This is a genomic window from Malikia sp. (assembly GCF_028687635.1).
In the GTDB taxonomy this organism is placed as follows: Bacteria; Pseudomonadota; Gammaproteobacteria; order Burkholderiales; family Burkholderiaceae_C; genus Malikia.
In genome coordinates this window covers 1-13013 of the sequence record NZ_JAQTZS010000009.1, presented here as the reverse complement: position 1 = coordinate 13013, position 13013 = coordinate 1, and the positions used below count along the sequence as shown (strand labels likewise).

The 13013-nt window shown below is 67.7% G+C and carries 16 protein-coding genes; 12 read left to right on the top strand and 4 right to left on the bottom strand.

Going from position 1 to position 13013, the window contains the following annotated elements; translation table 11 throughout:
- The 5 genes from PHR85_RS07585 to PHR85_RS07565 all read left to right on the top strand — a co-directional run bounded on the left by PHR85_RS07585 (window position 1) and on the right by PHR85_RS07565 (window position 3101).
- The gene (locus PHR85_RS07585; RefSeq protein ID WP_300052745.1) at window positions 1-795 is read left to right on the top strand and encodes an ABC transporter ATP-binding protein; all 795 of its coding nucleotides are present in this window, start codon (window positions 1-3) and stop codon (window positions 793-795) included.
- Entirely contained in the window at window positions 792-1610 is an 819-nt protein-coding gene (locus tag PHR85_RS07580) for an ABC transporter ATP-binding protein (protein WP_300052546.1), read from the top strand. The genes PHR85_RS07585 and PHR85_RS07580 overlap by 4 nt, the downstream gene beginning before the upstream one ends.
- A gap of 222 nt (window positions 1611-1832) precedes the next feature.
- Complete coding sequence (gene queE, locus PHR85_RS07575) at window positions 1833-2465, top strand: 7-carboxy-7-deazaguanine synthase (RefSeq protein ID WP_300052544.1); 633 nt, start codon at window positions 1833-1835, stop codon at window positions 2463-2465.
- Window positions 2465-2854 (top strand): 6-carboxytetrahydropterin synthase, encoded by a 390-nt coding sequence (locus PHR85_RS07570; protein ID WP_300052542.1) that lies wholly within the window; start codon window positions 2465-2467, stop codon window positions 2852-2854. The genes queE and PHR85_RS07570 overlap by 1 nt, the downstream gene beginning before the upstream one ends.
- Before the next feature lie 49 nt (window positions 2855-2903).
- Window positions 2904-3101 carry a hypothetical protein gene (locus PHR85_RS07565; protein ID WP_300052539.1) on the top strand — a complete coding sequence of 66 codons (198 nt, stop codon included), beginning with the start codon at window positions 2904-2906 and terminating at the stop codon, window positions 3099-3101.
- A gap of 18 nt (window positions 3102-3119) precedes the next feature.
- Here PHR85_RS07565 and PHR85_RS07560 read toward each other — a convergent pair whose 3' ends face one another.
- Window positions 3120-4184, bottom strand: coding sequence for an RNA-guided endonuclease TnpB family protein (locus PHR85_RS07560; protein WP_300052537.1), 1065 nt, complete (start codon window positions 4182-4184; stop codon window positions 3120-3122).
- Window positions 4181-4309: a CopG family transcriptional regulator gene (locus PHR85_RS07555; RefSeq protein WP_300052534.1), complete on the bottom strand. Its 129-nt coding sequence runs from the start codon at window positions 4307-4309 to the stop codon at window positions 4181-4183. Before PHR85_RS07555 ends, PHR85_RS07560 begins: the two co-directional genes overlap by 4 nt.
- A gap of 96 nt (window positions 4310-4405) precedes the next feature.
- On the opposite strand from PHR85_RS07555, the gene aztA reads away from it, so the two are divergent.
- The 5 genes from aztA (at window position 4406) to guaD (ending at window position 10520) form a co-directional block, all read left to right on the top strand.
- The gene (aztA, locus tag PHR85_RS07550) at window positions 4406-5170 is read left to right on the top strand and encodes a zinc ABC transporter ATP-binding protein AztA (protein WP_300052531.1); all 765 of its coding nucleotides are present in this window, start codon (window positions 4406-4408) and stop codon (window positions 5168-5170) included.
- The gene (locus PHR85_RS07545) at window positions 5167-6072 is read left to right on the top strand and encodes a metal ABC transporter permease (RefSeq protein ID WP_300052528.1); all 906 of its coding nucleotides are present in this window, start codon (window positions 5167-5169) and stop codon (window positions 6070-6072) included. Before aztA ends, PHR85_RS07545 begins: the two co-directional genes overlap by 4 nt.
- A gap of 5 nt (window positions 6073-6077) precedes the next feature.
- The gene (locus PHR85_RS07540; RefSeq protein ID WP_300052525.1) at window positions 6078-7004 is read left to right on the top strand and encodes a zinc ABC transporter substrate-binding protein; all 927 of its coding nucleotides are present in this window, start codon (window positions 6078-6080) and stop codon (window positions 7002-7004) included.
- A 263-nt stretch (window positions 7005-7267) separates the two neighbouring features.
- Window positions 7268-9202 (top strand): methyl-accepting chemotaxis protein, encoded by a 1935-nt coding sequence (locus tag PHR85_RS07535; protein WP_300052522.1) that lies wholly within the window; start codon window positions 7268-7270, stop codon window positions 9200-9202.
- A 1-nt stretch (window position 9203) separates the two neighbouring features.
- On the top strand, window positions 9204-10520 hold the full coding sequence (guaD, locus tag PHR85_RS07530; RefSeq protein WP_300052519.1) for a guanine deaminase: 1317 nt from the start codon (window positions 9204-9206) through the stop codon (window positions 10518-10520).
- Here guaD and PHR85_RS07525 read toward each other — a convergent pair.
- Entirely contained in the window at window positions 10506-10952 is a 447-nt protein-coding gene (locus PHR85_RS07525; protein ID WP_300052517.1) for an RNA-binding S4 domain-containing protein, read from the bottom strand. The genes guaD and PHR85_RS07525 overlap by 15 nt on opposite strands.
- Before the next feature lie 3 nt (window positions 10953-10955).
- The gene (gene hemH / locus PHR85_RS07520) at window positions 10956-12047 is read right to left on the bottom strand and encodes a ferrochelatase (protein WP_300052515.1); all 1092 of its coding nucleotides are present in this window, start codon (window positions 12045-12047) and stop codon (window positions 10956-10958) included.
- A gap of 19 nt (window positions 12048-12066) precedes the next feature.
- Here hemH and PHR85_RS07515 point away from each other — a divergent pair, with 19 nt between their 5' ends.
- Both PHR85_RS07515 and PHR85_RS07510 read left to right on the top strand, forming a co-directional pair.
- Window positions 12067-12771 (top strand): HAD family hydrolase, encoded by a 705-nt coding sequence (locus tag PHR85_RS07515; protein WP_300052513.1) that lies wholly within the window; start codon window positions 12067-12069, stop codon window positions 12769-12771.
- A 96-nt stretch (window positions 12772-12867) separates the two neighbouring features.
- A partial coding sequence (locus PHR85_RS07510; protein ID WP_300052743.1) for an FAD-binding protein occupies window positions 12868-13013 on the top strand: 146 nt, incomplete at its 3' end.

Sequence of the window (13013 nt, the reverse complement as noted above, 5' to 3'; positions counted from 1 at the left end):
TTGCTCGAACTCAGCGGCGTGGAGCGCCATTTCGGCGGCCTCAAGGTGCTGCGGGGCGTCAACCTCGCGATCCCGCAGGGGGGCGTGTTCGGCCTGATCGGCCCCAACGGCGCCGGCAAGACCACGGTGTTCAACCTGATCACGGGTCTGCAGCAGCCCGACGGCGGCGCGATCCGCTTCGACGGCCGCGACCTGTCCGGCCTCAAGCCGCACCAGGTGACCCGGCTCGGCCTGGCGCGCACTTTCCAGAACATCCGCATCTTCAAGGGCATGTCGCTGCTGGAGAACGTGATGGTCGGCCAGCATTCCCATCTGCGCTACGGCGCCCTGGGCCTGCTGCTGGCGAGCGCGGGTTTCCGCGCCCAGGAGCGGCGGGCGCGCGAACGGGCGCGCGAGCTGCTGTCCTGGGTCGGTCTGGAGTCGCAGGCCGACGAGGTGGCCGACAAGCTGTCCTATGGCGAGCAGCGCAAGCTGGAGCTCGCGCGCGCGCTGGCGACCGAGCCGCGCCTGCTGCTGCTCGACGAGCCGGTGGCCGGCATGAACAGCGCCGAGAAGGTCGAGATCATGGCGGTGATCCGCGCCATTGCGGCGCGCGGCTTCACCGTGTTCATGATCGAGCACGACATGAAGTTCGTCATGGGCCTGTGCGAGCAGATCGCGGTGCTGAACTTCGGCCAGATCATCGCGCTCGGCCAGCCCGACGAGATCCGCAACAACCCGCAGGTGATCGAGGCCTATCTGGGCCGCGAGGACGATGAAGTCGGCGCCACCGTCAGCCAAGGAGAGCGCGCATGAGCACGCCGCGACAAGATCAGATGCAGTTCAGCGACGACCTGGCCGTGGCCGCCGGCGCCAGCCCGCACCACGAGGCGCCCGCGCACGCGAGCCAGCTGGGCCAGCCGCTGCTGCGGGTGCGCGATCTGCAGGTCGCCTACGGCCAGATCGAGGCGGTCAAGGGCATCAGCTTCGACCTGCCGCTGGGCCGGATCACGACCCTGGTCGGCGCCAACGGCGCCGGCAAGTCGACCACGCTGCTGGCGCTCTCGGGGCTGGTCAGGAAGGCCGGCGGCAGCGTCGATTTCGACGGCCAGGACCTGAGCGCCATGGCGCCGCACCGCATCGTGCAAAGTGGCGTGGTACAGGTGGCCGAAGGCCGCGCCACGCTGACCACGCTGACGGTGCACGAGAACCTCGAACTCGGCGCCTACACCCGGCGCATCGGCAAGGCCGAGCGCGAGGCCGAGATCGAGCGCATCTACCAGCTGTTCCCGCGCCTGAAGGAGCGCGCGCGCGGCCTGGCCGGCAACCTGTCGGGCGGCGAGCAGCAGATGCTGGCGATCGGTCGCGCGCTGATGGCCAAGCCGCGCCTGCTGCTGCTCGACGAGCCCTCGATGGGGCTGGCGCCGATCATCGTGCAGGACATCTTTCGCACCCTGCGCGAGATCAACCGTGGCGGCCTGACCATCTTCCTGGTCGAGCAGAACGTGCGCCAGGCGCTCAAGATCGCCGACCGGGCCTATGTGCTGGAGACCGGCCGCATCGTGCTCGAAGGCAGCGGCCGCGACCTGCTCGGCGACCCCAAGGTGCAGGAAGCCTACCTGGGCCATTGACCGCATCGAGCGGGTCGCTGCGCTAAAATAATGTCCTCAAGCCCGCTGCCCCGGCGGGCTTGTTCTTTTTCAAGCCGGGGCCATGTCGAGGAACACCATGTTCAAAACCTCGCTGCCGCGTTCGCGGCCGCCAGCCCTTGTCCTCCTGATTCATTCCTGCGCTTGGCATTTCGCCGTTGCCGGATCTGGCCGCCAGCTGTGTGAGCCGGCAGGGGAGCGGGCATGACTTATTCGGTCAAGGAAATCTTCTACACCCTGCAGGGCGAAGGCCTGCGCGCCGGCCGCCCGGCGGTGTTCTGCCGCTTCGCCGGCTGCAACCTCTGGAGCGGCCGCGAGCAGGACCGCGCCAGCGCCATCTGCCGCTTCTGCGACACCGATTTCGTCGGTACCGACGGCACGCTGGGCGGCAAGTTCGCCGATGCGGCCGAACTCGCCGCGCGCATCGCCGGGCAGTGGCCGCAGGGGCAGGGCCATCGCTATGTCGTGCTGACCGGCGGCGAGCCGCTGCTGCAGGTCGACTCCGCCCTGCTCGATGCGCTGCACGCGCTGGGCTTCGAGGTCGCGGTCGAGACCAATGGCTCGATCGCCGCGCCGGCCGGCATCGACTGGATCTGTGTCAGCCCCAAGGCCGGCGCGCCGCTGTTGCAGACCTCGGGCCAGGAGCTCAAGCTGGTCTGGCCCCAGCCGGGACTCGATCCGGCCGAATTGGGTCGGCTCGACTTCGCGCATTTCCTGCTGCAGCCGATGGACAACCCGGCCCAGGCCGCCAACACCCAGGCTTGCGTCGCCCACTGCCAGGCGCATCCGCAATGGCGGCTGTCGCTGCAGACCCACAAGATCCTGGAGATCCGCTGATGAGCGATAGCCATACCCCGCGCCCGGCGCGCTGCGAGCTGTCGCAGCGCTTCTATTTCGAGGCCGCCCACACGCTGGAGCGCAGCATCGACGCCGAGGGCAGCCGCCGCATCCACGGCCATACCTACCACGCCGAGGTCACGCTGCTCGGCAACCCCGACCCGGCCAGCGGCATGCTGGTCGATCTGGCCTACCTGCGGCGCGAGGTCGAGCGGCTGCGCGACCGGCTCGACCACCGCTTCCTCGACGAGGTGGCGGGGCTGGGCCCGGCGACGCTGGAGAACCTGTGCGCCTTCATCCGCGCCGACCTCGAGCCGGCTTTCCCGCAGCTGTGCGCGGTCAGCGTCGAGCGCCAGGCCAGCGGCGACCGCTGCCGGCTGAGCTGGTGAGCCAGTCCTTCCAGGCCGCTGGAGCCGCGGTTATGATCATCGGCTGACCATGGCTGAACCTCATTCGCACGCCCATCCCGATTCGCCGGATCACGGCCATGCTGGCAGCCCCATGCCCGCCAGTGCCGCCATCGAGCCGCGGCCGTCCTGGTTGCTGCATTCGGTCGCGCAGCGCCTGCTGGGCGCCGCGCTGGTCTGCGTCGCGCTGGTCGCGGCCATGCTGTGGGCCACTTCCGCGCAAGGCTGACTTGACATCCTCCCCTGCCTAAAGGCAGGGGATTCCCTCTGCAGGCGCTCGATGCCCCGAGCGGGCGCTTGACTTGTTCAGGATATTTTTCGCGGCATTCACATCACGATCATGCTCACAACCACATGCCGAACAGGTCCAGCACCTTATTCCAAGGTCTGCGATACCTTTCGGCCTCGAATCGGGCAGAGCGCCACAGTTCGAGCAGACTTGGGAAGAAAACGCTTCATTCACTTCTTCGTACCACGCGCCATTCGCAACCGACTTGTACGCGAGCATCTGCTTGAAGGAATGCCAGGAGGCGTCATGGACGCTTTTGGCCATCCTGGTCCTGGCCAGTTTGCTGCTGCTGACGTTGCCCACAGCGATGTAGTCGAAGCGGCGCACGATGTCCGTGCTGGCCTTGTGCAGGAAGTCCATCCGGCAGTTGGCTATTTTGGCGTGAATGTTCGTCGCTTGCCGCTTCTTGCGCGCCCGCTGGGCCTGGGCGAGCTGGGTCTCCAGCTCTCGGAAGCAGCGCGGGTGCTCGATCTTCTCCCCAGTCGACAGCGTGGCCAGATCCTTCAGGCCGAGGTCGATGCCGACGCCGCGCTCGGGCGTGCGAACCGGCACATCGGCCGCTTCCACCACGATGTTGAGGAACCAGTTGCCGCACCGATCCTGCGAGAAGCAGGTGCCGTCCTTGATCTTGCCTTCGGGCAGCGGGCGACTGTTGAACACGCGGAAGGTGTTGCCTGCAAACCGGAAGGCATCGCCCTCGCGCTTCAAGTCACGTCCCTTGAGCGGCACCCAGCCCAGCGTGCGCCGGCCGCGATAGCGCAGGTACGGACGGTTGAACTGCTGGCGCGACTTGGCGTACTGCTCACAGACCGCATTCACAGCGCCCGAGTGCAGCCCGAGTTCCTTGCTGCTGCCGCTGGTCAGCTTGTTCAGGTCAAAGCCCGTGGGCCAAGGCTTGCGCCACTTGAGCGCGTGCTTCTGCGTGTCATTGCAGAAGTTCCAGACGTAGTTCACCGCGCGCGCCTGCTGGTTGAGCAGCCCGTTGAGGGACTTCACGCGGTAGCGGTAAACCTGGGTGGTCATTGGCGCTTGAGGTACTCGTCGATGGCGCGGCGGATCAGTTCGGCCACGGACAGCCCGGTCTTGTCGGACAGGGCGCGAAGAGCCAGCAGATCTGGCTCTGGCAAGAAAAGATGTGTGCGTTTCATGCACACACTATATCAACAATCTCAACCCCATGTGCAGCCTGTCGGCTGCGCTCCTTTCCTCCTCCCCCTGTAGGGGGAGGTTTCACGGAGCTACTGATGAAATCCAGACCAGCCGCGATCGAGCTGCGCAACCTGACCCTGGGCTACGACAAGCACCCGGCGGTGCACCATGTCTCGCTGCGGCTGGAGCCGGGCGCGCTGGTCGCGATCGTCGGCCCCAACGGCGCTGGCAAGTCGACGCTGATCAAGGCGCTGGCTGGCCAGCTGCGCCCGCTGCAGGGGACGCTCGATGGCCTGCGCGGCCAGCGCATCGCCTACCTGCCGCAGCAGGCCGGCATGGACCGCAGCTTCCCGGTCAGCGTGCGGGACATGGTCGCGATGGGACTGTGGCACGAGGTCGGCGCGCTCGGGCGCTTCAGCGCGGCCCAGGTGCGGCGCTGCCGCGAGGCGCTGGCACAGGTCGGCCTGGCCGGCTTCGAGAAACGCGCGCTCGACACGCTCTCGGGCGGCCAGTTCCAGCGCGCGCTGTTCGCGCGACTGATGCTGCAGGACGCGCCGGTGGTGCTGCTCGACGAGCCCTTCTCGGCGGTCGACGCGCGCACCACGGCCGATCTGGTCGCGCTGCTGCACCGCTGGCACCAGGCCGGCAAGACCGTGATCGCGGTGCTGCACGACCTGCCGCAGGTGCGCGAGCATTTTCCGCTGACCATGATGATCGCGCGCGAACTGGTGGCCTGGGGATCGACCGCCAAGGTGCTGACCGACAGGAACTGGCAGCGCGCGCAGGCCATGCACGAGGCCTTCGACGAGCAGGCGCCGGTCTGCCGGGCCGACGAGCCCGCTGGAGTGTTCCCCCGATGAGTGCTTCCCTGTCGGAGATCCTGCTCCAGCTCGACCTGTGGGCGCTGCTGGTCGAGCCCTTCGCCGAGTTCGGCTTCATGCGCCGCGCGCTGGCCGGTTGCCTGGCGCTGTCGGTCAGCGCCGCGCCGATGGGCGTGTTCCTGATGCTGCGCCGCATGAGCATGACCGGCGACGCGATGGCGCATGCCATCCTGCCCGGCGCCGCGATCGGCTATCTGTTCGCCGGCCTGTCGCTGGGTGCCATGACGGTGGGCGGCATCGTCGCGGGGCTGGTGGTCGCGGTGGCGTCGGGCCTGGTCGCGCGCGGCACCGTGCTGCGCGAGGACGCGAGCATGGCGGCCTTCTACCTGATCTCGCTCGCCTTGGGCGTGCTGATCGTCTCGACCCGTGGCAACAACGTCGATCTGCTGCATGTGCTGTTCGGCACCGTGCTCTCGCTCGATGACCCGGCGCTGTGGCTGCTGGTCGGCATCGCGGGCTTCACGCTGCTGGGGCTGGCGGTGCTGTACCGGCCGCTGGTGCTCGAATGTCTGGATCCGGCCTTCCTGCGCTCGGTCAGCCGCTGGAGCCCGGTCAGCCACTATGGCTTCCTGGCGCTGCTGGTGATCAACCTGGTGGCCGGCTTCCATGCGCTGGGCACCCTGATGTCGGTCGGCCTGATGGTGCTGCCAGCGGCCGGTGCGCGCTTCTGGACCCGCGCCATCGGCCCGATGCTGGTCCTCGCGAGCGGCTTCGCGCTGCTGGCCTGCGCCGTCGGGCTGCTGGTGTCCTACCATGCCGACTGGCCCACCAGCCCGGTGATCGTGATGGTGCTGGGCCTGCTTTATCTGCTGTCGATGTTGTTTGGACGCCAGGGCCTGCTGGGCAGCTACTGGCGCTCGCCCGTCCATTTGAAAGCCTGATCGCCATGAAGCCTGTCGTCCGATCCCCGCGCCTTGCCGCCGTCTCGCTGGCCCTTGCGCTCGCGACAGGCGGGTCGGCTCTTGCCGCCGAACCCGCCTTGCAGGCCGTGGCCAGCTTCAGCATCCTGGGTGACCTGGTGCGCCAGGTCGGCGGCGAGCGGGTCGCGGTCGAGGTGCTGGTCGGTCCGGGCAGCGACGCCCATGTCTACAGCCCCAAGCCGGCGCAGGCCAGGCAGGTCGGGCAGGCGCAGCTGGTGTTTTCCAACGGCATGGGCTTCGATGGCTGGATGGGCCGCCTGCTCAAGTCGGCCGGCTTCAAGGGCCGCCATGTGGTCGCGAGCGAGGGCGTCAAGCCGCTCCAGTCCGCGCCCGGTCACGACGGGCATGGCCATGGCCACGCGGCGGCCGATCCGCATGCCTGGCAGGATGCCGCGCGCGTCCAGACCTATGTGGCCAACATCGCCCGGGGGCTCTGTGCGGCCGATGCGGCGGGCTGCGACGGTTACCGCCGCAACGCCGAGTCCTACACCGCACAGGTCAAGGCGCTGGATCAGGAGATCCGCTCGGCCTGGGGCGTGATTGCCGCGCCGCAGCGGCTGGTGATCAGCTCGCATGACGCCTTCGGTTATTACGCCAGCGCCTACGGCGTGCGCTTCCTGGCGCCGCAGGGCGTGAGCACCGACTCCGAGGCCTCGGCGCAGGGCGTCGCGCGCCTGGTGCGCCAGATCCGCCAGGAGGGCGCCCGGGCGCTGTTCGTCGAGAGCATCGCCGACCCGCGCCTGATCGAGCAGATCGCGCGCGAGACCGGGCTCAAGGCATCGACCGCCGGGCTCTATTCGGACTCGCTGGCGCCCGTGGGCGAGGCCGCCAGCTACCTCGGCATGATGCGCTACAACACGCGCGTGCTGACGGCCGCGGTCCAGCGACGCTGAACCCTCGTTCTTCTGTCTGACAGCTCCGCCGCCTGGTACCAGGCGAGGAGCGGTTCGCCATCTGGCTGGCGCATCGGCATGCCTTGGTCTAAAACTTATCAAATTAAATTATAGGTTGGCATGCGGTTGACAAGCACGAGTTCCTGGAAAAAGTCAATGCGCCAGGTCAAGTCGACTGCCAATTTTTATTTAGGTACTTATGATTTTAATGATGAATATAGTATATATTTGCTTGTTTTTTTCAGATTGTTGATCATAAAAATATGTATAGATTGGTTTCGCGTCTCAAGCTTTGGCAAAAATTCACACTGGTCTGTTCCATCGCGCTGTTGCTGGCGGGGGGCGTCTCGTTGTTGCTGATGCAGGACTATTACCAGCGCATGCGCACGGTGCAGTCCGAGTTGTCGGGTCTTCAGCCCATGCGCGATGTGGTGGCGCTGGTCAAGTTGACGCAACAGCATCGCGGCCTGCCGGCGGGCTTGCTGTCCGGTAACGCGCAATCGCAGGCCGACCAACAGGCCAAGCAGGCCGAGGTCAGCCAGGCGCTCAAGCAGGCCAGCGCTTCGGTGCAGGCATTGGCGCGGGACAGCGGTGAGCAGAATATGACCGAGTTGGCACGCCGCATCGAGCAGGACTGGCAAGCGCTCGCCACCGCGGTGCAGACACGAAGCATTGCCGGCCCGGCCAGTTTCCAGGCCCACACCGCCTTGATCAACCAGCAGCTGGCGCTTTCTTCCAAGGTGCTCGAGGTGTCCGGCCTGATCCTGGAGCCAGAGGCCGTCAGTTTTTATCTGATCTCCAGCCTGTTTGATCAGTTGCCGAACCAGATCGAATCGATGGGCCAGCTCCGCGCACTGGGCTCGGCGATCCTGGCACGCCAGACGATCACGACCGACGAGCGGCTCCAATTGCAGATCCTGCTGGCGCAGGCCAATGAGCAGAGCCAGAAGATGAAGGCCCATGCCAGCAAGGCGCTGCAAGCCGATCGGACCCTGCAAGCCAGCCTGGGGCCGGCGTTGAATCAATCGATGGCGGGATACGATCAGGCGCGGCAGCTGGTGCAAGACAAGATCCTGCAGGCCAGCGCGCTCGAGCTGTCACCCAAGGACTATTTCGCGGGCATGACGCAGGCGATCGATGCGCCCTATGCCTTGATCGAGACCGGCCACGCCACGCTGACCACGCGACTCGGGGCTCATCTGGCGCAAGCCCAGCGGCAGTTGTCGTTGCTCGTCGGCAGTCTGTTGGCCGTCGTCGCGTTGAGCGCCTGGGTGGTTCATGCCACCGTGCGGCAGGCGGGGCAGGCGGTGCGCGAAACGCTGGCCGCGACCCAGGCGCTGGCACAGGGCGATCTGGGGCACCGGATCCAGGTCGATTCGCATGATGAGTTTGGCGCCATCGCCCAGACGCTGGATCAATCGATGCATACCCTGGCCACCACCATGCAGGAGATCAAGCAGGTCGTCCTGTCGGTGAACACCGCTTCGAGCGAGATCGCGTCCAGTTCGCAGGATCTGAGCGATCGCACCGAGGAACAGGCCAGCGCCCTGGAGCAAACCTCGGCCTCGATGAAAACGCTCAGCGATCATGTGCAGCAGAACTCCAAGGACGCGCAGCAGGCTTGCGACATGGCACAGCAGGCTTGCGACGTGGCGCGTCAAGGGGGCGACACGGTGCATGACGTGGTGGAGTTGATGCAAAAGATCAACGAGAGCTCGAACCGGATCAACGACATCATTGGCGTGATCGACAGCATCGCCTTCCAGACCAATATCCTGGCGCTCAATGCCGCGGTCGAAGCCGCGCGCGCGGGCGAGCAGGGACGCGGTTTCGCGGTGGTGGCCAATGAGGTGCGGGTCCTGGCCCAGCGCGCGTCGGAGGCCGCGCGCGAGATCAAGTCGCTGATCACCGCGTCGGTCGAGCAGGTCGCGGTCGGCACGCAGAAGGCGAATCAGGCCGGTGATGCCGTGCATGGCATCGTGGATGCCATCATGCGCGTCACCGACATCACGACCAGCATCAGCCACGCCAGCGCCGATCAGACGCAAGGCATCTTGCAGGTGCTCGCGGCGGTGACCCAGATGGACGACATGACCCAGCAGAATGCGGCCATGGTCGAGGAAACGGCGGCCGCGTCGAGAAACCTGCAGGCGCAAGCCGATCAGGTCGCGCAGGCGATGGAGCGTTTCCAGTTCTGAAATGAAAGCCTACCGCGCCGCCCTCCTGTCCTTCGACCCCGAGTCCGGCGCGCCTTGCTACTGGTCCGACGGCCTGCTGGTCACCGGGCCGGGGGAGGGCGGCCCGGCTGCGCCACGCGTCGTGCGGGCGCTGGGGCCTTTCCATGAGCTGGTTCGCTGCTATCCCGGCCTGAGCGTCGAGCAGTGGCCGGACCATCTGATCGCGCCCGGCTTCATCGACCTGCATGTCCACTATCCGCAGCTCGATGTGATCGGCTCTCCCGCTGACGGCCTGCTGCCCTGGCTGGAGCGCCACACCTTCCCGCAGGAGGCGCGCTTTGCCGACCCGGTCCACGCGGCCGAGGTAGCCGGGTTCTTCCTCGACGAGCTCGACCGCCATGGCGTCACGACCGCGCTGACCTTCTGCACCTCGCACCCGCAATCGGTCGATGCGCTGCTGGGGACCGCGCAGCCGCGTGGCCTGCGCCTGATCGCGGGCAAATGCCTGCAGGACCGCCATTGCCCGGCTGGCGTGCGCGATGCCACCGAGCAGAGCCTGCTCGACACCGAGGCGCTGATCGGGCGTTGGCATGGCGTCGGGCGGCTGGGTTACGCGATCACGCCGCGCTTCGCGCCGAGCTGCTCGGATGCGCAGCTGCGCGGCGCGGGCGAAATTGCCGCCCGTCATCCCGGGGTCTGGATCCAGTCGCATGTGGCCGAGAACCTCGACGAGCTGGCCTGGGTGCGCGCGCTCTATCCCGCTGACCGCAGTTACCTGTCGGTCTATGCGCGCTTTGGCCTGCTGCGCGAGCGCGCCGTCTACGCGCATTGTCTGCATGTCGACGAGGCCGACCGCGCGCTGCTGCGCGAGAGCGGTAGCGCGGCGGCGGTCTGTCCGACCAGCAACTTCTTTCTGGGCAGCGGCTGCTTTGATTTCGAGCGCGCCGACCGGGCGGGCTTGCGCTACGGGCTGGCCAGCGACGTCGGCGGCGGCACCAGCTTCAGCCCCTTTCGCACCATGCTGGCGGCCTACGAGGCCGGGCGTGCATCGTTCACGGGCGGCGGTTCGGCCAAGGTCGGCGTGAGCCTGGCGCCGAGCCGGCTCTGGTGGCGGCACACGGCGGGCGCCGCGCGCGCGCTCGGGCTCGACGGCGTGGTCGGCAATCTCGTGCCGGGCGCAGAGGCCGACTTCGTCTTGCTCGATCCCCGCGCCACGCCGCTGCTGGCGCGCCGCACGGCGCAGGCGAGCGATCTGGAGGAATTGCTGTTCGCGCTGATCGTGCTGGGCGACGAGCGGGCCGTCGCGCGCACCGTCAAGGCCGGATCACTCGTCGATTGACGCGCTCCAGCGTTCGTTCCAGTCCGGCGGCGCGCCGCGCAGGTCCTGCAGCTGGCGCCGGTCGCGCTTGGTCGGGCGCCCCTGGGTCAGGCTCTGCGAGGGTTCGGGCGCGATGCGGCGCTGTTCGGCGGCGTGGCTGCGCGCCAGCAGCGAGGCGGCGGTCTCCTCGTAGAGCAGGGCGGCTTGTGGCGCCGGACCGCGCACCGAACTCAGGCCCTTGACGCACACGGTCCGGTGGTCGAAGCCGGCGCGCAGCTCGATCGCGTCGCCGATCCGGGGCTCGCGCGAGGCCTTGGCCACCTGGCCGTTGACCTTGACCCGGCCCTTGTCGATCTCGTCGGCCGCCAGGCTGCGGGTCTTGTAGAAGCGCGCCGCCCAGAGCCATTTGTCGAGGCGCACCTTGTCGCCTGTCGTCTTGTCGGTATGGGCCATGGTTCAGACCTTCGCACCCAGCTCGATCGCGCGCCGGCGCGTGGCCTCGGCCGCTGCCGCGTCATGCGGTTCGCGCGTCGGCCAGCCGCCCAGGTGCTGCTCGCACAGGTCGGCCAGCCCGTGGATCCAGGGCGCGCTGTCGTTGAGGCAGTGGATGTAGTGGAACGCCTGGCCACCGGCATGCAGGAAGGTCTCGCGCGCCTCCTGCGCGATCTCCTCCAGCGTCTCCAGGCAGTCGCTGGTGAAGCCGGGACAGATCACGTCGACCCGTTTCACGCCCTTGCCGGCCAGCGCCTTGAGCGTGGGCTCGGTGTAGGGCTCCAGCCACTTGGCCTTGCCAAAGCGCGACTGGAAGGTCACGACATATTCGTCCTTCTTCAGCCCCAGCGCCTCGGCCAGCAGGCGGCCGGTCTTGTGGCATTCGCAGTGGTAGGGGTCGCCCATCTCCAGCGTGCGCTGCGGCACGCCGTGGAAGCTCATCAGCAGCTGGTCGGGCCGGCCATGGGCCAGCCAATGCTGCTGCACCTTCTGCCTGAGCGCCTCGATGTAGCCGGCCTGGTCGTGGTAGCGGTTGATGAAGCGCAGTTCGGGGATCAGACGTATCTTCGACGCCCAGCCGTAGACCGCATCGAACACGCTGGCCGTCGTGGTGCCGCTGTACTGCGGATAGGCCGGCACGATCAGCACGCGGGTGCAGCCATCGGCCTTCATCGCGTCGAGCTGGGCCGCGACCGAGGGCTGGCCGTAGCGCATCGCATGGCGCACCTCGACGCGGTGGCCGCGCTCGCCCAAGGCGCCGAGCAACAGCTTGGCCTGCTTCTCGGTCCAGGCCTTGAGCGGCGAGCCCTCGGGGGTCCAGATGCTGGCGTACTTGGCGGCCGACTTCTTGGGCCGCACGCGCAGGATGATGCCGTGCAGGATCAGCCACCAGATCGGGCGCGGGATCTCGACCACGCGCGCGTCGCCGAGGAATTCGGCCAGGTAGCGGCGCAGCGCGGGCGCGGTCGGCGCCTCGGGCGTGCCGAGGTTGCACAGCAGAATGCCCGTCTTGGCCGGCTGGCCATGGGTGTAGGAGGGTTCTTTGCGGAAAGACATGCGTTATTCTCGCCCAGTCATGTTGAACCTTGCACGAATAAGAGCTATCACGCTGGATCTGGACGACACGCTCTGGCCGATCGCGCCCACCCTGGAGCGCGCCGAGGCGCGGCTGCAGTCCTGGCTCGACGCCGAGGCGCCCGCCACCGCCGGCCAGTGGCGCCTGCCCGAGCAGCGGCGCGCGCTGCGCGCCGAGGTCGCGCGCGAGCACGCCGCCCAGGCCCACGATCTGAGCCACCTGCGGCGCGAGATGATCGCGCTGGCGCTGCGGCGCGCTGGCGATGACCCGCTGCTGGCCGAGCCGGCCTTCGAGCTTTTCTTCGCCGAGCGCCAGCGCGTCGAGTGCTACGCCGATGCCCTGCCAGCGCTTGAGTGCCTGGCCGCGCGCTACCCGCTGGTCTCGCTCTCCAACGGCAACGCCGACCTGCACCGGGTCGGTCTGGGTATGCATTTCAAGGCCCAGGTCAGCGCGCGCGAGGCGGGTGTCGCCAAGCCCGATCCGCGCATCTTCGGGTTCGCCGCCGAGGCCGCCGGCGTGGCGCCGCACCAGGTGCTGCATATCGGCGACGACGCCTTGCTCGACGTGCTGGGCGCGCTCGACGCCGGCATGCAGACGGTCTGGATCAACCGCGAGCGGCGGGACTGGGCGCACGCGCCGCGCCGTCCGCACCTGGATGCCGCCGATCTGCAGACGGTCTGCGCCGTGCTGGGTCTGGCGGGCTGAACCGGCCCTTCGGTTCTCTTTCCGGGAGGGCCAGGGCAGGGGCCTGCCTTGCCTGATAATTGGGAAAAAGTTTCCAACGATCAGAGGATGACCTGAATGAAAACCCCCACCCCCCTGCTGGAGCAGTTTGGCCCGCGCGAGGCGATGGAATACGACGTGGTGGTCGTGGGCGCGGGCCCGGCCGGCCTGGCGACCGCGATCCGCCTGAAGCAGCTCGCCGCCGAAAAGGGCAGCGAAGTCGG